General features: G+C 65.8%; 22 protein-coding genes. 6 read left to right on the top strand and 16 right to left on the bottom strand.

The window, feature by feature from the left end; all coding sequences use genetic code 11:
• Nucleotides 1-33 precede the first annotated feature (33 nt).
• Nucleotides 34-594, bottom strand: a complete 561-nt coding sequence (locus CFB50_RS31700; protein ID WP_089448514.1) for a GNAT family N-acetyltransferase — start codon at nt 592-594, stop codon at nt 34-36.
• The gene (locus tag CFB50_RS31695) at nt 591-1448 is read right to left on the bottom strand and encodes a class I SAM-dependent methyltransferase (RefSeq protein ID WP_089448513.1); all 858 of its coding nucleotides are present in this window, start codon (nt 1446-1448) and stop codon (nt 591-593) included. The genes CFB50_RS31700 and CFB50_RS31695 overlap by 4 nt, the downstream gene beginning before the upstream one ends.
• 325 nt (nt 1449-1773) lie before the next feature.
• Between CFB50_RS31695 and CFB50_RS31690 the strand changes: the two genes are divergently transcribed.
• Nucleotides 1774-3318 (top strand): methyl-accepting chemotaxis protein, encoded by a 1545-nt coding sequence (locus CFB50_RS31690; RefSeq protein ID WP_089448512.1) that lies wholly within the window; start codon nt 1774-1776, stop codon nt 3316-3318.
• A gap of 118 nt (nt 3319-3436) precedes the next feature.
• Here the strand turns inward: CFB50_RS31690 and CFB50_RS31685 are convergent, their stop codons facing one another.
• From CFB50_RS31685 to CFB50_RS31640, 10 genes are all read right to left on the bottom strand, one after another.
• Nucleotides 3437-4015 carry a TerD family protein gene (locus tag CFB50_RS31685; protein ID WP_089448511.1) on the bottom strand — a complete coding sequence of 193 codons (579 nt, stop codon included), beginning with the start codon at nt 4013-4015 and terminating at the stop codon, nt 3437-3439.
• A gap of 32 nt (nt 4016-4047) precedes the next feature.
• Nucleotides 4048-4623: a TerD family protein gene (locus tag CFB50_RS31680; RefSeq protein WP_089448510.1), complete on the bottom strand. Its 576-nt coding sequence runs from the start codon at nt 4621-4623 to the stop codon at nt 4048-4050.
• A 28-nt stretch (nt 4624-4651) separates the two neighbouring features.
• Nucleotides 4652-5683: a TerC/Alx family metal homeostasis membrane protein gene (locus CFB50_RS31675; protein ID WP_089448509.1), complete on the bottom strand. Its 1032-nt coding sequence runs from the start codon at nt 5681-5683 to the stop codon at nt 4652-4654.
• Between the two features lie 11 nt (nt 5684-5694).
• Nucleotides 5695-6144 (bottom strand): tellurite resistance TerB family protein, encoded by a 450-nt coding sequence (locus CFB50_RS31670; protein ID WP_089448508.1) that lies wholly within the window; start codon nt 6142-6144, stop codon nt 5695-5697.
• Nucleotides 6145-6192: 48 nt separating this feature from the next.
• On the bottom strand, nt 6193-7401 hold the full coding sequence (locus CFB50_RS31665) for a TerD family protein (protein WP_089448507.1): 1209 nt from the start codon (nt 7399-7401) through the stop codon (nt 6193-6195).
• Entirely contained in the window at nt 7398-7991 is a 594-nt protein-coding gene (locus CFB50_RS31660; RefSeq protein WP_089448506.1) for a TerD family protein, read from the bottom strand. The genes CFB50_RS31665 and CFB50_RS31660 overlap by 4 nt, the downstream gene beginning before the upstream one ends.
• Before the next feature lie 264 nt (nt 7992-8255).
• A complete protein-coding gene (locus CFB50_RS31655) occupies nt 8256-9206 on the bottom strand; it encodes an HpcH/HpaI aldolase/citrate lyase family protein (protein ID WP_235986523.1) in 951 nt (316 codons plus the stop codon).
• On the bottom strand, nt 9203-10297 hold the full coding sequence (locus CFB50_RS31650; RefSeq protein WP_089448505.1) for a cysteine protease StiP domain-containing protein: 1095 nt from the start codon (nt 10295-10297) through the stop codon (nt 9203-9205). The genes CFB50_RS31655 and CFB50_RS31650 overlap by 4 nt, the downstream gene beginning before the upstream one ends.
• Nucleotides 10290-11048 (bottom strand): trehalose phosphatase, encoded by a 759-nt coding sequence (locus CFB50_RS31645; protein WP_089448504.1) that lies wholly within the window; start codon nt 11046-11048, stop codon nt 10290-10292. Before CFB50_RS31645 ends, CFB50_RS31650 begins: the two co-directional genes overlap by 8 nt.
• A complete protein-coding gene (locus CFB50_RS31640) occupies nt 11038-12165 on the bottom strand; it encodes a phosphoribosyltransferase domain-containing protein (RefSeq protein WP_089448709.1) in 1128 nt (375 codons plus the stop codon). Before CFB50_RS31640 ends, CFB50_RS31645 begins: the two co-directional genes overlap by 11 nt.
• Here CFB50_RS31640 and CFB50_RS39145 point away from each other — a divergent pair.
• Nucleotides 12164-12475: a hypothetical protein gene (locus tag CFB50_RS39145; RefSeq protein WP_144020725.1), complete on the top strand. Its 312-nt coding sequence runs from the start codon at nt 12164-12166 to the stop codon at nt 12473-12475. The genes CFB50_RS31640 and CFB50_RS39145 overlap by 2 nt on opposite strands.
• 140 nt (nt 12476-12615) lie before the next feature.
• Here CFB50_RS39145 and gabD read toward each other — a convergent pair whose 3' ends face one another.
• Both gabD and CFB50_RS31630 read right to left on the bottom strand, forming a co-directional pair.
• Nucleotides 12616-14085: an NADP-dependent succinate-semialdehyde dehydrogenase gene (gabD, locus tag CFB50_RS31635; protein WP_021156413.1), complete on the bottom strand. Its 1470-nt coding sequence runs from the start codon at nt 14083-14085 to the stop codon at nt 12616-12618.
• A 92-nt stretch (nt 14086-14177) separates the two neighbouring features.
• Nucleotides 14178-15461, bottom strand: coding sequence for a 4-aminobutyrate--2-oxoglutarate transaminase (locus CFB50_RS31630; protein WP_083266220.1), 1284 nt, complete (start codon nt 15459-15461; stop codon nt 14178-14180).
• Nucleotides 15462-15587: 126 nt separating this feature from the next.
• On the opposite strand from CFB50_RS31630, the gene pdxR reads away from it, so the two are divergent.
• Nucleotides 15588-17099 (top strand): MocR-like pyridoxine biosynthesis transcription factor PdxR, encoded by a 1512-nt coding sequence (gene pdxR, locus CFB50_RS31625; protein WP_089448503.1) that lies wholly within the window; start codon nt 15588-15590, stop codon nt 17097-17099.
• A gap of 201 nt (nt 17100-17300) precedes the next feature.
• On the opposite strand, the gene CFB50_RS31620 is transcribed toward pdxR, so the two are convergent.
• Nucleotides 17301-18137, bottom strand: coding sequence for a DMT family transporter (locus tag CFB50_RS31620; RefSeq protein WP_089448502.1), 837 nt, complete (start codon nt 18135-18137; stop codon nt 17301-17303).
• Nucleotides 18138-18251: 114 nt separating this feature from the next.
• Here CFB50_RS31620 and selD point away from each other — a divergent pair, with 114 nt between their 5' ends.
• The 3 genes from selD (at nt 18252) to CFB50_RS31605 (ending at nt 21308) form a co-directional block, all read left to right on the top strand.
• Nucleotides 18252-19316, top strand: coding sequence for a selenide, water dikinase SelD (gene selD / locus CFB50_RS31615; protein ID WP_089448708.1), 1065 nt, complete (start codon nt 18252-18254; stop codon nt 19314-19316).
• Nucleotides 19317-19390: 74 nt separating this feature from the next.
• Nucleotides 19391-19981, top strand: coding sequence for a LysE family translocator (locus tag CFB50_RS31610; protein WP_089448501.1), 591 nt, complete (start codon nt 19391-19393; stop codon nt 19979-19981).
• Between the two features lie 247 nt (nt 19982-20228).
• Nucleotides 20229-21308 (top strand): purine-nucleoside phosphorylase, encoded by a 1080-nt coding sequence (locus tag CFB50_RS31605; protein WP_011353903.1) that lies wholly within the window; start codon nt 20229-20231, stop codon nt 21306-21308.
• A 226-nt stretch (nt 21309-21534) separates the two neighbouring features.
• Here the strand turns inward: CFB50_RS31605 and CFB50_RS31600 are convergent, their stop codons facing one another.
• Nucleotides 21535-21828 carry a DUF4148 domain-containing protein gene (locus tag CFB50_RS31600; RefSeq protein WP_069252573.1) on the bottom strand — a complete coding sequence of 98 codons (294 nt, stop codon included), beginning with the start codon at nt 21826-21828 and terminating at the stop codon, nt 21535-21537.
• Nucleotides 21829-22061 lie beyond the last annotated feature (233 nt).

Genomic DNA, 22061 nt, shown 5'->3' with positions numbered 1-22061 from the left:
GGAAATTCTACGCTTCACCCGCGCGCCGGTGCGTCAGGCCGTCGGCGCTTCCAGATGAATGTCTTCCGGCTCGAGCGCGTACAGCGCCGGGTCGGGCGATGCGCTGACCGTGAAGCCGAGCCGCAGGTAGAAGTCGATCGTGTTCTGCGACGGCGTCGCCGACACATACAGGCGCGCAGCGCCCATCGCGCGCGCCTGCTCACGGGCCGCGCGGTAGAGCTGCTCGCCGAGCCCGCAGCCGCGCCAGTCGTGGCTCACGTGCAGGAACTTCAACTGCAGCATGTCGCCGTGCGGGCCGAGCGGCTGGCTGTCGACGACGACCGCCGCGACGAGCCGCGCGCCGTCGAACATGCCGACGCACCAGCCGCCGCGATCGTGGCAGTCGAGCAGGATCGGCGTGTAGTGGTCGGCTTCGCCGTCGGGCCAGCCACGGACGTCGTAGAACTCGGGCACCAGATGCAGCACGCCGTCGCGCAGCACATACAGGTGCTCGATGATTTCGCGCCGGTCGATGGTCCATACGAGCGGCACGTCGTCGCGCGTGAGCAGGCGGGCGGACAGTGCGTCGCGTTCGGCGGCGGTGCGGCGCGTCATGCGGCCTCCCGATGCGCGGCGATCGCATACATCAGCGGCAGGCGCGGCATGCCGTCGGGCGGCACCATCCGGCGGCCGTCGAGCTCGCGCATGCGGTCGAAGCCTTTCCAGCCGTTTGCATACGGATATTCGGTCAGGCGGTCGATCGCGAGCCCGGCCGATATGAGCGCGTTCACGACTTCGCCGATGCCCCACATGAACTCGTAGCTCGGATGCGGGTTCGCGAAATCGACGACGCCCGGATGGTCGTGCTGTGCGCCGAGCCCCGTGCCGGATACGGCAACGTAATCGCCGACACCTGCCGGCTCCTCGGTCGCGTCGGTCTGGAAATAGTCGTAGTGCGGCTTCCAGTGTTCGTCGAAATACAGTGCGAACGGATGGAACTCGACCATCGCGAAACGGCCGCCGGGCGCGAGCAGCGCGGCGATCCCGCGCGCCCATGCGTTCAGGTCGGACAGCCAGTAGATGGCGCCGTACGACGTGAACACGCGATCGAAGCGTTCGCCGCGCGCCGCGGCCTCGGGCATCCAGTCGAGCACGTCGGCGCGCTCGAAGCGTGCGGGCAGGCCTGCGTCGGCCGACAGTTGCCGTGCGAAGGCGGTCGCTTCGTCGGAGATGTCGACGCCCGTCGCGTCCGCGCCGTCGCGCACGAGGCTCAGCGTGTCCTGCCCCGCGTTGCACTGCAGGTGCAGGAGCCGCAGCCCGCTGACGTCGCCGAGCAGTTCGCGTTCTTCCGGAAAGAGCGTCGAGCCGCCTGCGCGAAAAAATACGGCCTGATCGCCTTTATGGCTGTTATGCGCGACTGTCGCCGTATTCCACGACAGCCGATTCAGTTCGTGCAATTCCTTTTTCATCGAATTCGAATACCGGTTGAATGGAGCAGGATAGACGGAATCGTTTCGCCGTGTGCAACGGCCGATACGCATTGTCCTGCCGCACGGGTTGACCGGGCAGCGTGGCGTGACATGTGGATGAACACGCGCGGCGAATATTGCCGGATTATTTGATCGAAATCATGGTGACCGCCGAATTGAATATTTTATGCGAAGAAAGGGTAAGGTTTTTCCCCAATATGCCGACAGTAAGATGAAAACCGTCGTAAAGCGATAAACCGTTTTTCGGCTACTGAGCGTGAAGTCAGCGCGACGCGGACGTCAGATCCGCTTTTCGGAGCCTTGCATGCGCAATAACCAGCCCGTTACCCAACAGGAATTCGATTTTCCCGACGACGTCACGCTGATGTCGACGACCGACGCGGACAGCATCATCACCTACGCCAACACGACGTTCGCACAGGTGAGCGGCTTCACGAACGAGGAACTCGTCGGCCAGCCGCACAACGCGGTGCGCCACCCGGACATGCCGCGCGAAGCGTTTGCCGACATGTGGGCGACGCTCAGGCGCGGCGAGCCGTGGACCGCGCTGGTGAAGAACCGCCGCAAGAACGGCGATCACTACTGGGTGCGTGCGAACGCGATTCCCGTGATGCGCAACGGCGAGCCGCAAGGCTACATGTCGGTGCGGACGAAGGCGCCGCACGACGAGTCCGAGGCCGCCGATGCGCTGTATCGCGCGTTCCGCGAAGGCAAGGCCGGCCAGCGCCGGTTCCACAAGGGGCTGGTGATCCGCACGGGGCTGCTGCGCATCGCGTCGCTGTCGCAGACGATGTCGGTGCGCGCGCGCGTGCACTCGGCGCTGTGCGTGCTCGCGCCGGCGGTCGTTGGCGCGGGCTGGGCATGCGGGCTGGTGGGCGGCGCGCTCGCGGCGTTTGCCGGCGTGACGGTCGGCGTGGCGGCGGCGGCCGGCCTGTGGCTCGACGCGCAGATCGTGCGTCCGCTGAAGCGGCTGCACGACCAGGCGTTGAACGTCGCGACCGGCGAAAGCCGGCGCGGCGTGCGGATGAACCGTGTCGACGAGATCGGCATGACGCTGCGCACGATCAACCAGCTCGGTTTGATGTTCCGCTGGCTCGTCGACGACGTCAGCGAGCAGGTGCACAACGTGCAGCGCGCGAGCAACGAGATCGCGCAGGGCAACAACGACCTGAGCGCGCGCACCGAGCAGGCGGCGTCGAGCGTGCAGGAGACGGCCGCATCGATGGCCGAGATGACGGCGACCGTCGACAGCAACGCGGAGACCGCGCTGCAGGCGAACCGGCTCGCGATGTCGGCGAGCGAGGCGGCCGGACGCGGCGGCCAGGCGGTGGGCGAGGTCGTCGCGACGATGAGCGACATCACGGCCAGCTCGCGCAAGATCGCCGACATCATCGGCGTGATCGACGGCATCGCGTTCCAGACCAACATCCTTGCGCTGAACGCGGCCGTGGAAGCGGCACGCGCAGGCGAGCAGGGGCGCGGTTTCGCGGTGGTCGCGGGTGAAGTGCGGGCACTCGCGCAGCGCAGCGCGAATGCGGCGAAGGAGATCAAGACGCTGATCGGCGCGAGCGTCGAGCGCGTCGAATCGGGCGCGCGGCGCGTGGACGAGGCGGGCAAGACGATGGAGGACATCGTCGCGCAGGTGAAGCGCGTGTCGGACCTGATCGCGGAGATCAGCTCGTCGACGGTCGAGCAGAGCACGGGCGTGTCGCAGGTCGACCAGGCGGTGGTGCACCTGGACAACATCACGCAGCAGAACGCGGCGCTGGTCGAGCAGAGCACGGCGGCGTCGGAAAGCCTGAAGCAGCAGGCGACGCGGCTGGTGGATGCGGTGAACGTGTTTCGGTGAGCGTGGCTTGCCTCGTTGGCCTTCACGCATTTCGACCGACCTCACGCGTGGTGTACGCCGTTCAGTTGCGAACTGAACGGCGTGATCGGTCAAACCACGGATTTTCCTGCCTTTCGGATCAGCCGATGCTCACACCGTGAGCTTCTGCCAGCGGCTTCAGGCCACCCGCGAAACCTTGTCCGATCGCCTTGAACTTGAACTCGTCGTTGTGGCGATACAGCTCGCCGAAGATCATGGCGGTTTCGGTCGATGCGTCTTCGGACAGGTCGTAGCGGGCGATTTCCTTGCCGTCGGCCTTGTTGACGACGCGGATATAGGCGTTGCTCACTTGGCCGAATGACTGCTTGCGGGCTTCGGCATCGTGAATCGTGACGGCGAAGACCAGCTTCTTCACGTCGGCCGCCAGACCGGCCAGCTTCACGTTGACCTGCTCGTCATCGCCATCGCCCTGGCCGGAACGGTTATCGCCCAGGTGCTCGATGGAACCGTCCGCGGACTTCTTGTTGTTGTAGAAGATGAAGCTGGCGTCGTTCAGGACTTTGCCGTTTTCACCGGTGACGAAGACCGAGGCGTCGAGGTCGAACTCGGTGCCGTCGGTGACGCGCGGGTCCCAGCCCAGGCCGACGACGATTTCGCTCAGGCCCGGGGCCTCTTTCGACAGGGAGACGTTACCGCCTTTGGACAGACTTACAGCCATGGTGTGATTCCTTGTTCAGGTGAGGAGACCGTTCAGAAGTTCATGCCGTAGCCGTTGGCCAGGGCACGCAGGCCGCCGGCGTAGCCTTGGCCCACGGCGCGGAATTTCCACTCGCCGTTGCTGCGGTACAACTCCGCGAAGATCATCGCGGTTTCGGTGGAGGCGTCTTCCGCCAGGTCGTAGCGGACCACCTCGGCGCCGGAAATCTCGTTCACGACACGGATGAACGAATTGCTGACCTGGCCGAAGTTCTGCTTGCGCGCTTCGGCGTCGTGGATGGTGACCGTGAAGGCGATCTTGTCGATGTCGGCCGGAACGCGGCTCAGGTCGACCTTGATGACTTCGTCATCGCCGTCACCCGCGCCGGTACGGTTGTCGCCGGTATGCTCGACGGAGCCCTCCTGGCTGCGCAACTGGTTGTAGAAGATGAAGTCGGCTTCACCGCGGACTTTGCCGTTGGCCCCCAGCAGGAAGGCGCTGGCGTCCAGATCGAACTCGGCACCATCGGTTGCGCGCGGGTCCCAGCCCAGGCCAACCAGGATTCTGGTCAGGCTCGGGTCGGTTTTGGACAGGGAGAGGTTGCCGCCTTTTTGAAGAGTCAGTGCCATGAAAACAGCTCCTTTGGGTTGTGACGGGTTACTGATTTTCGGCTTGCGCGTCTTCCTTGTTCGGGAAGATCACGCTGGCCAGGATTCCGATTGCCAGGACCACCAGTACGATGAGCAGGCTGGTGTTCGGGGAGATGCTGATACCGTGGTGGAACAGATGGTCGGTCGCGTTCAGGCCCAGCTTCGCCGCGATGAAGAACAGCAATACGATCACGGCCTTTTCCAGATGCACCACGTAGCGCTTCAGCGCTTCCAGAACGAAATACAGCGTGCGGAGGCCAAGGATGGCGAACAGCATCGCCGAGTAGACGATCAGGGGTTCACGGCTGACTGCGATGACCGCCGGGACCGAGTCGAACGCGAACAGGACGTCGGACACTTCGATCACGACCAGGCAGAGGAACAGCGGCGTAGCGAAAAGGCCGCCTTTGGCCGCCAGGCTCATGTCCCGCTCGGCCGTCCGTACTTCCGACTCGAGCTGCTTGCGGCTCACGAAAAAGTGGTGGCCGTGCAGCCTGGGCCATACGGGGAAGAGCTTTTTCGCGAAGCGGCAAGCAAGATGCTGCGAGTAATCCTTCGCCTCGTCATCGTCGTCACCGTCCTTGAGCATCATGACGGCGGTCCACGCCACGATCAGCGCGAAGACGATCTCGACCCAGGGTCCGAATGCCAGCAGGCCGGTACCGATGACGACGAAGACACCACGGAATACGATGGCCCCGATGATGCCCCAGTGCAGGATGCGGTGACGCAAGCCGTCCGGGACCTTGAACCAGGCGAAGATCGCCATGAAGACGAACAGGTTGTCGACGGAGAGGACCTTCTCGAGTGCATAACCGGTCAGGAACAGGCTGGCCACTTCCGCGCCGTGCTGCACGTACAGGAAGCCGGCGAATGCAAGGGAGATGGCCACCCAGAATACCGACCAGATGGACGCCCGGGCGAGGGTGACCGGCTTGTCGTCGCGGTGGGTAACCATGTCCAGCAGCAGGGCGGCCAGCGCCAGGCCGACGAATACCGCCATGGTCAACGGCGGGAAGCCAATGTGTGTCGTTTCCACGTTTCGGTTTCCTACAGTTCGAAGTCGACCGGGTTCAAGCCGAGCTCCAGGCAAATCAGGCGGCAAGCCGCTTTTTCCTTGTCGTCGAAATGGCCGTCGGATGCGCCGATGGCACAGGCCACGCGCACCAGCAAACGTGCTTCGCCGTCCTTGCCCTTGATCTTGCCGATGGCCTTCAGCGCCTCGGCCTTGCCGATCTGGAAATCGAATTCGAACTTGCCGCAGGCGTCGCTGAACACCGTGATCACGTCGTTCAGGTTGAAGACCTTCAATTCCGGGGAGTTGTTGATGAAGCCGACCATCTTCAGCTTCTCTTCGGATTTGATCTCGCCATCCGCGGCGGAGATCAGCGCGCAAGCATTGGCGGTCGCCTCCATGAACGTTCGGTTCTTGAATTTGGCGACTTCGATGGTCAAGGTTTCGCGGGCTTTGGCCGCGTTGGTTTTCAGCCAGTCGAGCATGTGTTTTCTCTCAGTGAGCGGGGCCGGACGGCCCCGCCGGGTCATGGGTTACTTGGAGCCTGCTTTCCAGCGCATACCCCAGCCGTAGGCACGATCCATTTCCTCGTGTCCGGGGTGGAAGTCGACTCGACGAGAGACCTTGACGGCCCCGTTCACGTTTTCAAGCAGGGCAATCGCGCACATGCCGTGGCGGCCGCCCTCCTCATTCATGCGAACTTCGATTTCGGACTGGCCGGGCACGAAAATGGTGACGACACCATCCGTTGCCTTCCAGTTCGGCGCGCCGTCGTAGATGAACGCGAAAATCAGGATGCGTTCGATCTTGTTCCACTGTTGCCCATTGATGCGAAGCCACTCGCCATCGGCAACCGAGCCGGTACGGTCATCTCCCATCAGCTGGATGTAGGGTTCCGCCCGCAGATCGCCGAAACGCTTGCCGAGCGCCTGCACGGCCCCTTTGAGTCCGTCCTGCATTTCAAACAGGCAACCCAGGTCCAGGTCGATGGCACCGCGTTTTCCCAGGAAGCCGCCGAGCAGGCCGCTCGTACCCTGGTTCCAGTTCAGGTTCACCTTGATTTCACCGAAGCCGGCAGCGGTCTTCTCCAGACTGATGCTGGGGCGTGATTTGTCGAGCGTGACTTTGCTGAGTCGGATCGTGGACGCCGGTGCGCCAGGCGGGACCGGTGCGGGCGCCGGCGCCGGTACGGGCGCCGGGGTCGGCGCGGGAGGGCTCTGCGTCGGGCTACCGGAAGGCGCGGCAACGTCGACGCCGAAGTGCTTGGCCAGCGGCTCCAGGCCGCCCGCAAAGCCTTGTGCGACACAGCGGAACTTCCATGCGTCCTGACGGCGGTAAAACTCCCCGAGGATCAGCGCAGTCTCATTCATCCCGGCAGTCGGGATCTGCGCCTCGATCCCTCCCGTCACGGCCAGTGCCAGCATCGAAACGCGATCGAAGGTCGCCTTGTTCTCGTGGATGGTCGCGGTGAGCGCGACTTTCTCGACGGCAGGGTCGATCCGAGCGAGATCCACGGTGAACGTTGCCCGGCCGGCCGTCGTGGCGGTCAACTGAACCGCGCCGCCCAGGACGCTGGTTTGGCCGTAGAAGCACATGTCGCCATCGCCTCGGACTTTCGCGGCAGCGGTGAGCGCGAATGCGGAGATATCGATCTCCGCGCCTGGAATCGGCGCGTAGTTGATGTCCACGCGCAATTGACCGGTGGCCACCGGCGCATTGCCGCCAGGTACCAGTGTCGTCATGCTCGCACCGCCTGGATCGCCAGATTGACGAGATCGTCCGCGGTGCGGCCGTGGGTGGACTGGCCGATCGCCTTGAATTCCCAGCCGCCGCCGCCACGGCTGAGGCTGGCCATTACGACACCGGTGTGGCGACCTTTCTCCGCCAGGTTGAAGCGCGCCAGCTCCTTGTTTTGGGAGTCGTCGAGGATGCGGCAGTAGGCGTTTTCGACCTGGTCGAACGTCTGACCGCGGAAGCTGTTCACGGTGAACACCAGGTGCTGGATGGTGCCCGGCAGGCGCTGCAGGTCGACATGGATGGTTTCATCGTCGCCGTCACCTTCACCCGTCAGGTTGTCGCCGGAGTGCTCGATGGCGCCGTCCCTGGATTCCAGTTGTCGGAACCAGACCAGGTCGACGGATTTCATGTCGCCGTCCAGCAGGATGCAGGAAGCATCGAGGTCGATGTCGTTGCTGCCGCCGCCCAGCATCTTGGAGAAGAAGCCGCCGGACTTTACCGGGTCCCAACCCAGGCCCAGACTAATCGAGGTCAAGTCACGGCCCGCGGTTTTTTCCAGCGAGATGCTCTGATTCTTGCTCAGGGTGAGTGCCATCTTTACGCTCCTTGTTGATCTTCAGTGTTCGGTGTTCAGTGTTCGTGTGAGGGATCGGACGGAGTCACATTCCAGAGTCCCCGGCTTTGCTAAACCGCGAGCGGGATTGCCGCCACACGGGGAAAGCGTCGCCATGAATCGTGTTGCGCGGCAGCCGCTCACTCGCGGTCCGGATGCGGGTCGCTGCTGCTGCTCGGCCGACATCGAGCCGGCGGACAGTAGACCGTGCGCCTTTGAGGGCAGCCTCACGCATTTCCACGCTCATCAGCCGGCCTCCGCCAGTCGGACGCCGTGCTCGCCATTACTCGGGGCGGTGGGCTTCACGCCGTGCCACTTGGCGCGTTCGAGGATGTTGACCGCCCACTTGTAGTGGGTTGCCGGCTCGCACATCGCGTCGTTGTGCTTGAAAACGGCAGGGGCCGCCTCGTTGACGATCAGCGTGGCGCAGTTGAAGTCCTCGAGGCTCACGCGCAGTGCCTCCTGGATGATGCGGATCTGGCTCGGGTGAATGGCCGTCTTCCCTACCAGGCCATGAGCGATGTCCAGTTCCAGCTCCTCGTTCAGGAGATGGGGCGTGGCGAGTTGCTCGAAGACGGGCGCGGTCAGGGCAAAGCCCTGGGCCCCCATGATTCCGGCAAGCATGGGAATCACGTAGCTGAGGGGCGTGCTGTAGAGCGTGGTGGCCGGATTGCGCCGCAGACCAAGACAGCCCATCAGGTCGTTGCCGCCGATTCGCAGCGCGATGATGCGTCGGTTCAGGTTCGCCTTCAGGGCCGAGCCAAGCTCTACCATTGCGCCCGGGTCGTAAACGTCGGCCGTCTCCAGTGTCGGCATGAGGTACAGGTCAGGATGACTCACCGCGTTTTCCCACGATGAAAGGGATCGCAGCGTCAACTTGGGTACGACGAACCCGTCGACGTGCTTCATCAGCGGCCAGTCGTTCAGTACCGCCGCCATCGCGGCGTCACGTGGCCGAACGAACAGCAAGGGACCGGATTCGGCGCGCCCTCCCCGGGCATCGATGTTCATGAGGAGCGCCCGCAGGTTCGCCAGCGCACTGTCGACGTCGATTGCCGCCACCGCGTCTTCCAGGCAGACCACCAGCGAGCGCAGCTCCGGGAGCCTGGTGCCGGAAACCACATCCAGAATGTCGCTGCGGGTGGCCGGCATGTACAGCGTCGCGCCGAGGGCGAACGGAGAGATGGTCTTAATCAATTCGCGCTCCGAATGATTGTGACCGCGCAGTACGGACCCAGATCGGCGCCCGCTTCCTCGACGGTCACGCCCGCGCGTTCGGTGAGGTGCAGCAGCAACTGAACGTCGCTGTCATTGCGGTCACGTACCAGCACGCGATCCGGCACACGGCGCAGGATCGCTCGGGTTGCCTCGGCGATACCCGGTTTCACGCGGTTCAGGTTGCCGATGTCGAAGCGGGTTGCCAACGCGGACACCACGTTGTCCGCGGACGCCTGGAGCGTCAGTCGCTGATCGTTGGTCCATGGAGCGGCAGGTCGGGCGTCTGCCAGGGCCCGACGTTCGGCGTCGATCCTGTCGATGAACTCGCGCGTGACATCGTGTTCGCGCAGGTGTTCGTAGACTACGCAACCATGCAGGCCGCCTTGAGTCGGCCAGATGGAGCGGGACACCAGCCCGGAAACGGTTGCGCCGAGAATGCCGGACGGAATGGTCCAGTCTTGCGCGGAGGCCGCCAGCCACGCGCGGCCGCAAGGATCGGCCAGAACCACGAGGCGCGGACCTTCGGGGAAGCGCGTGTCGTCCGCGAGGGTCCGTGCGAGCTCGCCTGAAATGGCACCCTTGCCGGTCCAGCCATCGACGAAGACGATGTTTTCGGCGCCATGCAGCCGGATGATGGCTTCCAGCGCAACCGTGTCGATCCCGCGATCGCGAATGATGCTGATCCCGTAGTGGCGGGCGTCGCGCCCCATCTCCACGAGTGCCCGGCGCAGCAGCACGCCAAGCGGCAGGCCGGCGCGAACAAACGAGACCAGGGCGATGTCCGGCCCGGTGTAGGCGGCACTCAGCGCCATCGCCAGGGACTGCACATCCGAAGCCATGCGGGCGCCGTTCTGCAGCAGCGCGCGGGCATAAAGGCGCTTGTGCACGTCGGAGGGCGCCTGCTCGAGGCCGATCATTTCCGAGTAGTGTTTTTGATTCGTCTGAATCAGACGCTCCTTCTCCTCGACGTCGGTGACGCTCATCCGCACGTGTTGCAGAAGGAAGTGCACGTCTTCGGCGGCATAGCTGCCGCTGCCGACGGTGTTCAGGCTCGCGAGGCGATTACCCATGGATCGTCCCCGTCACCCAATTCGCAAGCTGGCTGCGCGCCGGTGTCGCCCACATGTGGCAGAGGTCCATGTACCCCAGATCGGTGATGCTGTCGCCGAAGCCCAGGACCGGTCGCTCGCCGTGGCTCTCACGGTCGCGGCGCAACCACTCCTGAACGGCCGCGCGCTTGGTCAGCCCCGTTGGCAGGAAGGCGAGGTTGTTGCCGTTGGCGTGAACGTGCATGCCGTCCACCATGCGCCGGGACCGAACGCCGGCCAGCACCTCGGCGAGCACCGCGTCGTCGGACGCGTTGTGCTTGACCACGACGTATTGGCGCAAGCCTTCTTCTTCCACCACCCAGCCGCGGAGTGAGTAGCCGAGTTCCCTGCCGATCGCCAGCGTGGCCTCGCACAGTGCCGGCAGTCGGTCCTGAACGCTCTGGAGGGCCTCGGCCATTCGCCCATGCCAGCTTCGATCGCGTAACCCGTCGGGGCGGAGCATGACGCCGCCATGCGAGCAGATTGCGCCTTCGGTGAAGGGAAGCATGACGCGGCCGTATGCCTCCACGCTGCGCGCGGTGACCGGAACGACGTCGGCGGTGGCGAGCAGCCACGTGATGAACGCGTGCTGGACCGGGTCCATGAAGCCGTTTGGCTGACCGTGCACGTCCAGCGTGGCTGCCGTGCGCGGGACACCTTCCGCCATCTTGCGGGCGGTCTGGAACAGGGTGTCGTCGAGGTCGACGAATGCCAGGGGACGGTTACCGCTCATCGACAATCACCTCTGCGTTCAGTGCGTCGACGAGTTCCACAGGGAGTGCCTGGGCGGGGGTTTCCGTGCAGATCAGGACCCGGTCGAACTGACCGGGCTTCACGTTGTAGAGGAAGTTCGGAATACCGAGGCCGTAGTTGTCGGGGAACGACAGCGCGTGCTCGATGGCGTGGCCCAGGGCGATGGGGGACCGCGAGGTCGAGCTGAAGTGGACATCCGCGCCAGATCGCTCCAGGCGTTCCGCCAGCAGAAAAGGACGCCAGACGAACTCGCCGGTACCGACGACAATGACTTTCTCGCCGGGCTGGACCTGAACGTCCGGCGCGAGCGTGTCGTCCACATCCCGAACGCCCAGACGTCCCCAGTCATTGCAGGGCGAGAGAGGCCATTCGCCCATGGAAACGGTACCGACGTTCGGCATGTCCGGGAGGGGCGCGGACTGATCCTCGTGGAACTGGTAGGCGCCGGTCAGCAGCGATACCGCGGTGACCGGTTCCCCGATGGCGTGACGAGCGGCACCGGCAGTCCAGTCCGTCAGGACGCAGGTCACCACTCGCTGGACGTTGCTCAGACCTGCTTCGACCAGCGCGCGGTGCAGGTTCAGGAAGGTCTTGCCGGTGGAGGCTTCGTCATCGACCAGGATCAGCGATCGAGCCTTCAGCATCAGGTCACGAATCTCGGGATCGACCGGCAAGTGGATCAGATGAGCGCTCGCATGGCTGTGTTCTTCCTCGAATCGAGCAAAGACGCGGGTACCCAGCGGATGACGGGTACTGGTGAGGTACACGCTGTCAGGGCGGCCCGCACGATAGGCGCGGTGCACGCCGGCACCGAGGCCCACTGCGGTTTCGGCCATGCCGATTACCAGTACCGGTCCGGGCAGGTCCGCCGGAATTCCGGCCGCGAGGCGCTCGAAGCTCGCCGCCATGATCGACGGGCGCACCGGGATGTGGCGGCCCAGGACCTTGGATACGAAGAGGAATGCTCGCTTGGGATTCCGGCGCTCCGCGAAACCGAACAGGTTCGCGGGGGGCAGGGCGGCGGCGTCGACTCTGATCTCGAGCAGCCCCCGCTTGAGTTGGGCGCGCAGGCACGTTGATCCTACGTGGCTTTCCATGAACAGCATCCTCGTTGAGCGTGGCTCGAAGAACCACGACGACCGCCTGCGCCTGGTGCGCAGTCGGTCGAACCACGTTCGCGCCGGGCGCCGGCAACCTCGGTCCGGCATCCCGAAATCTTTCAAAATGAAATTGAATCGTATCAAATTTGAAAGGTTGGTGGGTGCAGGCTTGTACCGATGTCGGGATGGCTTTCGTTTTTCGGCTTTGTGCGAGAGGAGGGGCGTGGCGGGCCTGGTGTGGCGCGATGACGGTGGTCAGCCGTTCGACCAAAGCCGATGCGGTGATCGCGGTCCCGTGAAACGGTGAGGAGGAAGGGAAAGGAAAAGGGGGAGGAGAGGAGGGGGAGATGACGCGGGCACGGCGGAGAGGGGTACCGGCCCGCGTCGGACCGCCCGGTTCCGGCCGGGCGGTCAGGGCCTGTCACCGAAGCGGCAGGCCCCGAACCGTCAGACGGCGAGGCAGAGGTACTTGATCACGACGTAGTCGTCGATGCCGTAGTGCGAGCCTTCGCGGCCGAGGCCCGACTGCTTCACGCCACCGAACGGCGCGACTTCGTTCGAGATCAGGCCCGTGTTCACGCCGACCATCCCGTATTCGAGCGCTTCCGCCACCTTCCACACGCGGCCGATGTCGCGGCTGTAGAAGTAGGCGGCCAGGCCGAACTCGGTGTCGTTCGCGAGGCGGATCACTTCGTCGTCGCTGCCGAACTTGAACAGCGGCGCGAGCGGCCCGAACGTCTCTTCCTTCGCGACCTTCATCGCCGGTGTGACACCCGTCAGCACGGTCGGCTCGAAGAAGCCGTGGCCGAGTGCGTGGCGCTTGCCGCCCGTCACGACGGTCGCACCCTTCGCGAGCGCGTCCTCGATGTGCGCCTCGACCTTCAACACGGCGGCTTCGTTGATCAGCGGACCTTGCGTGACGCCCGGCTCCGTGCCGCGGCCCACCTTCAGCTGGCCGACGGCTGCCGCGAGCTTCTGCGCGAACTGGTCGTACACGGCTTCATGCACGTAGAAGCGGTTCGTGCACACGCAGGTCTGGCCGCTGTTGCGGTACTTCGACGCGATCGCGCCCTGCACGGCCGCATCGAGATCGGCGTCGTCGAACACGATGAACGGCGCGTTGCCGCCGAGCTCCAGCGACACCTTCTTGACCGTCGCCGCGCACTGCGACATCAGCAGGCGGCCGACCGGCGTCGAGCCCGTGAACGACAGCTTGCGCACGATCGGGTTCGACGTCAGCTCGCCGCCGATCGCCTTCGGGTCGCCCGTGACGACGCTGAACACGCCGGCCGGCACGCCCGCGCGCTCGGCCAGCACGGCCATCGCGAGCGCCGAGAACGGCGTCGCCTCGGCCGGCTTCACGACGATCGGGCAGCCCGCCGCGAGTGCCGGGCCGACCTTGCGCGTGATCATCGCCGCGGGGAAGTTCCACGGCGTGATCGCCGCGCACACGCCGATCGCTTCCTTCGTCACGACGATGCGCTTGTCGCTCGCCGGCGTCGGAATCGTGTCGCCGTACACGCGCTTGCCTTCTTCCGCGAACCACTCGAGGAACGATGCCGCGTAGCCGATCTCGCCCTTCGCTTCGGCCAGCGACTTGCCCTGCTCGGTGGTCAGGATCAGCGCGAGATCGTCGGCGTTTTCCATCATCAGGTCGTGCCACTTGCGCAGGACGACCGCACGTTCCTTCGCGGTCTTCTTGCGCCACGCCGGCCATGCGGCGTTCGCGGCTTCGATCGCGTGACGCGTTTCGGCCGTGCCCATCGCCGGCACCGTGCCGAGCAGGCCGCCCGTCGCCGGGTTGCGGACTTCGAACGTCTCGCCGTTCGTCGCGCCTTGCCATTCGCCGTTGACGTACGCCTGCTGACGGAACAGCGACGGGTCTTTCAGTGCCAGGGTTTCCTGCACAGTGCTCATATGAATCACCTGCTTCGAAAAGGACGGATGAAACGGCCGCCGCCGTCATGAAGACGGCGGCGGCATATTCAGTTGATGAAGTCGGCGGACACTCAGGCCGGCACGCCGACCGTTTCCTTCAGCACTTCCTCGAGGATCACGAGCGCTTCGTCGAACACGGCTTGCGGGATCGTCAGCGGGAACAGGAAGCGCACGACGTTCGAGTACACGCCGCACACGAGCAGCAGCAGGCCGCGCTCGAGCGCACGCGTCTGCACGCGCTTCGTGAATTCCGCATCCGGCTCGCCCGAACCCGGCTTCAGGAACTCGACCGCGATCATCGCGCCCGGGCCGCGCACGTCGGCGATCTGCGGCACGTCGGCCTGCAGCGCGTTCAGCTTCGCCTTCAGCACGTCGCCGAGTTGCGTCGCGCGCTCGCACAGCTTCTCTTCGTCGATGATCTCGAGCACCGCGTGCGCCGACGCGACGGCCAGCGGGTTGCCCGCGTACGTGCCGCCGAGGCCGCCCGGAGCCGCCGCGTCCATCACGTCCGCACGGCCGACGACGCCCGACAGCGGCATGCCGCCCGCGAGGCTCTTCGCCATCGTGATCAGGTCGGCCAGCACGTCGTAGTGCTGCATCGCGAACAGCTTGCCGGTACGCGCGAAGCCCGTCTGCACTTCGTCGGCGATCAGCAGGATGCCGTGTTCGTTACAGATCTTGCGCAGCGCGCGCACGAACTCGGCCGGCGCCGGGTTGAAGCCGCCTTCGCCCTGGACCGGTTCGAAGATGATCGCGGCGACGCGCTTCGGATCGATGTCGGCCTTGAACAGCATCTCGATCGCCTTGATCGAGTCGGCGGTCGTCACGCCGTGCACGGCGTTCGGGTACGGGGCGTGGAACACGTCGCCCGGGAACGGGCCGAAGTTCAGCTTGTACGGGGCGACCTTGCCGGTCAGCGCCATGCCCATCATCGTGCGGCCGTGGAAGCCGCCCGAGAAGGCGATGACGCCCGGACGGCCGGTCGCTGCACGCGCGATCTTGATCGCGTTCTCGACGGCTTCGGCGCCGGTCGTGAAGAACGCGGTCTTCTTCGGGAAATCGCCCGGCGCGCGGTCGTTGATCTTCTCAGCCAGCTCGACGTACGACGCGTACGGGACGATCTGGTAAGCGGTGTGCGTGAAGTTGTTCAGCTGATCCGCGATCGCCTTGACGATCTTCGGGTGGCGGTGGCCGGTGTTCAGCACCGCGATGCCGGCGGCGAAATCGATGAAGCGGCGGCCTTCGACATCCCACAGTTCCGCGTTCTCGGCGCGGGCTGCGTAGAAATCGCACATCACGCCAACGCCGCGCGGGGTGGCGGCGTTCTTGCGGGCCTGCAGGTCGGCATTCTTCACGGTCATCTCCTTGATGTTCTTTCCGGTGAGGTGAAAATCGGGCGCTTCGACAGCCCATGGAGGCGACTATAATCACATTTGGCTCTGGCAATCAGAGCCATTTCAATAAATATTCAGGAGCCAATCATGCGCGCGAGCGTGTTGTCGGACTGGCTGGCGCAGCGCCTCGTGCGCGGCGGCGAACAGCCGATCTACCGGCAGCTTCACCGGCTGCTGCAACAGGCGATCCTGTCGCGCGAACTGCCGGCCGGCACGCGCGTGCCGTCGTCGCGGCTCCTGGCCGCCGAACTCGGGATCGCCCGCAACACGGTCACGCAGGTTTACGAACAGCTTGCGCTCGAAGGCTACGTGAACTCGGCGACCGGCCGCGGCACGTTCGTCGCCGACAGCGCGCCGGACGAGATCGTCGGCGCGCCGCCCGACGCGGCCGCCGCGCGCCCGGCGCTCGTGCAGGCCTCCGCGCGGCGGCTGTCCGCGCGCGGCACGCGGCTCGTCGAAGGCGCCGGCGTGTCGAAGCGGCAGGGCGGCGCGTTCATGCCGGGCGTGCCCGATGTGTCGCGATTTCCGGCGCGCGTGTGGACGCGGCTGCACAACAAGTACTGGCGGCGCCTGCGTCCCGACCTGCTGACCTACGCGCCGGGCGGCGGGCTCGCGCTGCTGCGCGAGGCGCTGGCCGACTACCTGCGCACGTCGCGCTCGGTGCGCTGCACGCCCGAGCAGATCGTGATCACGACCGGGATCCACCAGTCGATCGACCTCGCGGTGCGGCTCTTGACCGACCCGGGCGACGCGATCTGGACCGAGGATCCGTGCTACTGGGGCGTGCGCAGCGTGCTGAACGTGTCGGGGCTGACGACGCGGCCGATTCCGGTCGACGACGAAGGCATCGCGCCATCGGCCGCCGATCTTGCCGAACCGCCGAAGCTGATGCTCGTCACGCCGTCGCACCAGTATCCGCTCGGGATGGTGATGAGCCTCGCGCGGCGGCGGATGCTGCTCGAATACGCGCGCCAGCACGGCTGCTGGATCATCGAGGACGACTACGACAGCGAATTCCGCTACGGCAGCCGGCCGCTCGCGTCGCTGCAGGGGCTCGATACGGCCGGGCAGGTGATCTATGTCGGCAGCTTCGGCAAGACGCTGTTCCCGGGGCTGCGGGTCGGCTACCTGGTTGCACCGGAGCCGCTCGCGGAAAGTTTCGCGACCGCCAGTGCCGAGCTGTATCGCGAAGGGCAGTTGCTGCAGCAGGCGGTGCTGGCCGAATTCATCGCGGAAGGGCACTTCGTGTCGCATATCCGCAAGATGCGTACGTTGTATGGGCAGCGCCGCGAGGTGCTGCTCGACGCAGTCGCGCAGCGCTACGGCAACACGCTGCACGCGCTCGGCAGCGATGCGGGGCTGCATCTGGTCACGCAGTTGCCGGCAGGCGTCGACGATCGCGCGGTCGCGCAGGCCGCGCTCGAACGCAATATCGTCGTGCGACCGTTGTCCGGGTATTACGCGGACCGCGAACGTGCGGCGTCGGGGTTGCTGCTCGGGTATGCGTGCGTGCCGGAGGACGAGATCGCGACCGCGTTCGCGACGCTCGCCGAGGCGATCGACGAGCGGGCGTTTGGCCGGGTGGTCGAGGTGGCCTGAGCGGCGTGCTCGATTGCAGCCTTGCTTCCTGATGTTTGCTGTCGGGGCTGGCGGAATCGATCTCTCCGCAGTGCGGGGGGAATCCGCCGCTTGCGGCCTCCGGAACCTCGATACCGATCCACGCCGCAGACGCCGGCATCACGTTAGCCCGTGCGAGCAGCGTCGAGAATGGCGGCAGCCCGACGCGGATCCGCGCGCCGGCTACAGCCGGATCAGCGCCGCGCCAACCACCACCAGCGCGCACGCGGCAAGCCGCTGCGCGCCGGGCCGCTCGCGCATCACGAGCCAGCCGATCGCGACCGCGAAGATCGAGCTCGTTTCGCGCAGCGCCGACACCGTCCCGACCGGCAAGTACCGGTACGCGAGGATCACGATCCCGTACGCCGCGAGCGAGATCGTGCCGGCGATCGCGCCCTGCGTGAGCGCGGTGCGCGAGCCGAGCACCGCGCGCGGGCCGCCACGCACCGCGCAGACCAGCACGAACTGCGGCACGCTCCACAGTACGTACACCCACGCGATGTAGCCGAGCGCGCTGCCGGATACGCGCGAGCCGATGCCGTCGCAGATCGAATAGGCGGCGATGAACACGCCCGTGAGCAGCGCAAACGGCACGCCTTCGCCGGAGAACCGGAAGCCGCGTCGCAGTGCGAGCGACATGATGCCGAACGACACGAGCGCGATGCCCGCGAAGCCGAACGGCGTCGGCCGCTCGTGCAGGATCGCGAGCGCCAGCACCGACACGAGCAGCGGAGAAATCCCGCGTGCAATCGGATAGATCTGCCCGAATTCGCCGCTGCGGTACGCCCGCGCCAGCGTGAAGCAGTACGCGACCTCGAGCACGGCCGACCCGGCGATATACGGCCATGCGGCGGGCGCCGGCGCGGGCAGCAGTGCGGCGCCGGCGACGCCGAACACGAAATACGGCAGCGACATCGTGCCGAGCTGGACGAGCCGGTCTTCGCTGACGTGGAGGAAGGCATTCCAGATGGCATGCAGCAACGCGGAGCACAGCACGAGGCCGATGAAGAGGTGGTCCATGGACGAAGAGGCGGACAGGGGCGGGAGCGGAGGGGCGCCGTCATTATGTGGGTATCGGGCGCGCTCGCACGGAATTGTCGATAATGGCGTGTTGTTATTCACCGGATGCCGACCATGACCGAAGCCACCCAAGCCCAGCCTGCCGTTCCGCGCCTCACGAGCCTGTCGCACGGGGGCGGCTGCGGCTGCAAGATCGCCCCGGGCGTGCTGTCCGAGCTGCTGAAGCGCGCGACGCCGCCCGCGCTGTTCCCGGATCTGCTGGTTGGCACCGAGACGTCCGACGACGCGGCCGTCTATCGCCTCAATGACGAGCAGGCGATCGTCGCGACCACCGATTTCTTCATGCCGATCGTCGACGATCCGTTCGACTTCGGCCGCATCGCGGCTACCAACGCGCTGTCCGACGTCTACGCGATGGGCGGCAAGCCGATCCTCGCGCTCGCGCTGGTCGGGATGCCGATCAACGTGCTGCCGCACGAGACGATCGCGGCCGTGCTGCGCGGCGGCGAATCGGTGTGCGCGGATGCCGGCATTCCGGTCGCGGGCGGCCATTCGATCGATTCGGTCGAGCCGATCTACGGGCTCGCGGCGATCGGCGTCGTGCACCCGTCGCGCGTGAAGCGCAACGCAGCTGCACGCGCGGGCGACGTGCTCGTGCTCGGCAAGCCGCTCGGCGTCGGCGTGCTGTCCGCCGCGCTGAAGAAGAACCAGCTCGATGCCGCGGGCTACGCGCAGATGGTCGCGACGACCACCAAGCTGAACCGGCCGGGCGCCGAGCTCGCCGCGCTGCCGGGCGTGCATGCGCTGACCGACGTCACGGGCTTCGGGCTGCTCGGCCACACGCTCGAGCTGGCACGTGGCGCACACCTCACCGCGCGCGTGCACTATGCGTCGCTGCCGTGGCTCGCGAGCGTCGAGGCGTTCGTCGCCGATGGCGTGTTTACCGGCGCGTCGGGCCGCAACTGGGCCGCGTATGGCGCGGACGTCCAGCTGGCCGCTACGCTGCCGCCCGTCGCGCAGGCGCTGCTGACCGATCCGCAGACGTCGGGCGGCCTGCTGGTCGCGTGCGCACCCGAGGCCGTCGACGACGTGCTCGCGTGCTTCCGTGCCGACGGCTTCGACCGCGCGGGCGTGATCGGCGAGATGGTGGACGGGCCAGCACGCGTCGACGTCGCATGACGCTCAAGCGGCATACAGGATTTTTTTGCGGTCGCTAGAATCGATGCCTTCCATCGAGAAGGTATCGACGACCGATGAACGACTTCCTGTTCGGGCTGATGATCGCGCTGTCGGTCGGGCCCGTCGCGCTGATGATCGCGAACTACGGGATGCGCGCCGGCACCGCGAGTGGTGTGCGCGCGGCGGTGGGCGTCGCGACGGCCGACGGCTGCTATGCGGTCGTCGCGTTCACGCTCGGCGCGATGCTCGCGAGCACGCTCGCCGCACATCTGTCGCTGTTTCGCCTGGTCGGCGCGCTCGTGCTGCTCGCAATGGGCGCGCGGATGCTGTGGCAGGCGCTGCGGGATCGCCGCCGCACGCTCGACGGTGATGCGCGGCCGCCAGGCAGCCGGCCGTTTTCATCGATGTTCTTCGTCACGCTGGCGAACCCGCTCACGATCCTGTTGTTCTACGGCTATGCAACGGCTGCCGCCGGTGCGCATCGGCACTGGCTGCTCGGTGCCGCGTGCGTGTTTGCCGGCAGCCTCGCGGGGCAGCTCGTGTTCGCATTCGGCGGCAGCATGATCGGCCGGATCGTGAAGTCGCCGGGGCTGCTCGCCGCGAGCCATGTGGTTGCGGCGCTTGTCGTGCTGGGTTACGGCGTGGCGGGGCTGGCGCGGTTGTAGTGGTTTGCCGGGTTACACGCGTGCAGGTTCGATTGACGTGTCGGTGCCGAGCAACCGGATAGTATTCCTGATGGTATGTCGACGCGCGGAGACCATTTCCTTCGTCATTCCCGCGTGTACCAGACCCGCACCGACGCACCGTCGCCGTTTCGTAGTCGGGTTCCGCATCGGGCACGCCCGTTCTATACTCCGACGCGCAGTCTACGAGAGCCGTTCTCACCCAACATCATCGAAACAAGGAACGCCGATGCTGACTCGCTCCATTCTTTCCGCCGCTGCATTCTCGCTCGCAGCCTGTGCGACCGCGCCGTCGATCGCGCAGGACAACCAGGGCAACAACGCGGGCAACAATGCATTCGCCGAGACCGGTGCACAGGGCCGCCCGGTCAAGGTCATGATCATCACGATGTTCGGTCCGGAGGGCCAGGCCTGGCTCGACCGGATCGGCCCGTGGCGCGACATCGCCGTGCCCGGCCTGTCGCCCGACTACCCGAACGTGCATTGCAACAAGCAGGACGTATGCGTGGTCACGACCGGCATGGGCTATGCGAACGCGTCGGCGACGATCATGGCGCTCACGTTCTCGCAGCGCTTCGATCTGCGCCGCACGTACTTCCTGATCTCCGGCATCGCGGGTGTCGACCCCGCGCAAGGCACGGTCGGTTCGGCCGCCTGGTCGAAATACCTGGTCGATTTCAGCCTGCAGTGGGAGCTCGATGCACGCGAGATTCCGGCCGGCTGGAATACCGGCTTCCTCGGCATCAACACGAAGAGCCCGAACGACAAGCCGCCGCTCGACTATCGCACCGAGGTGTTCCAGCTCAACCCGCAGCTGACCGACGCCGCGGTCGCGCTGTCGCGCAACGTCGTGCTCGCCGACAGCGCGCAGGCGCAGGCTGCACGTGCGAAGTTCAACTACGCGCCGGCGAACCGGCCGCCGACGGTGATCCAGTGCGATACGTCATCGGGCAACACGTGGTTCTCGGGCACGCTGATCGGCGAGCGCGCGCGCCAGTGGACGAAGATCCTGACCGACGGCAAGGGCACGTACTGCATGACCGCGCAGGAAGACAACGCGACGTATGAAGCGCTCAAGCGCGCGGCGAGCGTGAAGCGGGTCGACCTGTCGCGCGTGGCGGTGCTGCGCACGGGGTCCGATTTCGACCGGCCGTATGCGGGGCAGACGAGTGCCGACAACCTGCTGAACTACGCGGATCAGGGCGGCTTCGCCCCGGCAACCGAAAACCTGTATCGCGCGGGCAATCCGCTCGTTCAGGACATCGTCACGCACTGGGGCGAATGGCGCGACGGCGTGCCGCGTCGTTAATTGCCGGACGCAAGCTCAGCCGGCGGTCAACGTCAATGCGAATGCGGGGCCGAACGGAACGGCGTCCACACCGGCGTGGTGTCGTCCCAGTGATCGAGCGGCGAAGGGAGTTGATCGTTCATCATGTGCTCCTGCAACTAACTATCTAACTGACTGACTCGGCGAGTCGTCGATGGATGACTCGAAACGCCGCGCGCGGGGCAACCCGTTGCGCGGCGTTGCGCGTTTACCGGCCCCCGCCGGCGAGCTGGTTGCTTTCAGGCGTCGAGCGATACGGGCCTTGCGCCAGTTCGAGCCCTTGCGGATACGAATTGGCCTTGCGCAAGTAGGCGAGCGTGCCGTCCTTGCGCGCTTGCTCGACTTCCGCGTTCACTTCGGCGCGCGTACGCGGGCCAGAGTGCTGCGAGTACCACGACGTGTTGCCGTAGTCGCCGGCATGCGGCGTACCCGAATCGGCGAAGGCCGGGGCGGACACGGCGAGAGCGATGGCGAGGGCGGAGAAAAGGCCGCGTCGGTTCATGATGGAACTCCTGTCTGTTCGATGCGCATGGAAGTGCGCGACAGGGTTTACTCTAAGAGCCGGCTGGATTGCGATAAATGGTGCTTCAGTGAATTGAATTGTCGCTGGCGCAGAACAATCGTTGTCCCTACCCGCGTCATGGGATGGACGGCCGGTGTGGAATCCCCGTCCTGAAAGGGGAGGACGAGCGCGACGCGTGCTTTGCGCGGGCTCCGCGCGATTATCGCTGCGGG

It is taken from the genome of Burkholderia sp. AU33423, from assembly GCF_002223135.1.
In the GTDB taxonomy this organism is placed as follows: Bacteria; Pseudomonadota; Gammaproteobacteria; order Burkholderiales; family Burkholderiaceae; genus Burkholderia; species Burkholderia lata_D.
Note: the sequence above shows the minus strand (reverse complement) of the source record. Positions and strands in the feature narration are given on the sequence as shown.

Excerpts from the sequence above, each read along its gene's own strand:
- CFB50_RS31700 (WP_089448514.1), bottom strand. The coding sequence starts at position 594 with ATGACGCGCCGCACCGCCGCCGAACGCGACGCACTGTCCGCCCGCCTG.
- CFB50_RS31695 (WP_089448513.1), bottom strand. The coding sequence starts at position 1,448 with ATGAAAAAGGAATTGCACGAACTGAATCGGCTGTCGTGGAATACGGCG.
- CFB50_RS31690 (WP_089448512.1), top strand. The coding sequence starts at position 1,774 with ATGCGCAATAACCAGCCCGTTACCCAACAGGAATTCGATTTTCCCGAC.
- CFB50_RS31685 (WP_089448511.1), bottom strand. The coding sequence starts at position 4,015 with ATGGCTGTAAGTCTGTCCAAAGGCGGTAACGTCTCCCTGTCGAAAGAG.
- CFB50_RS31680 (WP_089448510.1), bottom strand. The coding sequence starts at position 4,623 with ATGGCACTGACTCTTCAAAAAGGCGGCAACCTCTCCCTGTCCAAAACC.
- CFB50_RS31670 (WP_089448508.1), bottom strand. The coding sequence starts at position 6,144 with ATGCTCGACTGGCTGAAAACCAACGCGGCCAAAGCCCGCGAAACCTTG.
- CFB50_RS31665 (WP_089448507.1), bottom strand. The coding sequence starts at position 7,401 with ATGACGACACTGGTACCTGGCGGCAATGCGCCGGTGGCCACCGGTCAA.
- CFB50_RS31660 (WP_089448506.1), bottom strand. The coding sequence starts at position 7,991 with ATGGCACTCACCCTGAGCAAGAATCAGAGCATCTCGCTGGAAAAAACC.
- CFB50_RS31650 (WP_089448505.1), bottom strand. The coding sequence starts at position 10,297 with ATGGGTAATCGCCTCGCGAGCCTGAACACCGTCGGCAGCGGCAGCTAT.
- CFB50_RS31645 (WP_089448504.1), bottom strand. The coding sequence starts at position 11,048 with ATGAGCGGTAACCGTCCCCTGGCATTCGTCGACCTCGACGACACCCTG.
- CFB50_RS39145 (WP_144020725.1), top strand. The coding sequence starts at position 12,164 with ATGAACAGCATCCTCGTTGAGCGTGGCTCGAAGAACCACGACGACCGC.
- CFB50_RS31640 (WP_089448709.1), bottom strand. The coding sequence starts at position 12,165 with ATGGAAAGCCACGTAGGATCAACGTGCCTGCGCGCCCAACTCAAGCGG.
- gabD (WP_021156413.1), bottom strand. The coding sequence starts at position 14,085 with ATGAGCACTGTGCAGGAAACCCTGGCACTGAAAGACCCGTCGCTGTTC.
- pdxR (WP_089448503.1), top strand. The coding sequence starts at position 15,588 with ATGCGCGCGAGCGTGTTGTCGGACTGGCTGGCGCAGCGCCTCGTGCGC.
- CFB50_RS31620 (WP_089448502.1), bottom strand. The coding sequence starts at position 18,137 with ATGGACCACCTCTTCATCGGCCTCGTGCTGTGCTCCGCGTTGCTGCAT.
- selD (WP_089448708.1), top strand. The coding sequence starts at position 18,252 with ATGACCGAAGCCACCCAAGCCCAGCCTGCCGTTCCGCGCCTCACGAGC.
- CFB50_RS31610 (WP_089448501.1), top strand. The coding sequence starts at position 19,391 with ATGAACGACTTCCTGTTCGGGCTGATGATCGCGCTGTCGGTCGGGCCC.
- CFB50_RS31605 (WP_011353903.1), top strand. The coding sequence starts at position 20,229 with ATGCTGACTCGCTCCATTCTTTCCGCCGCTGCATTCTCGCTCGCAGCC.
- CFB50_RS31600 (WP_069252573.1), bottom strand. The coding sequence starts at position 21,828 with ATGAACCGACGCGGCCTTTTCTCCGCCCTCGCCATCGCTCTCGCCGTG.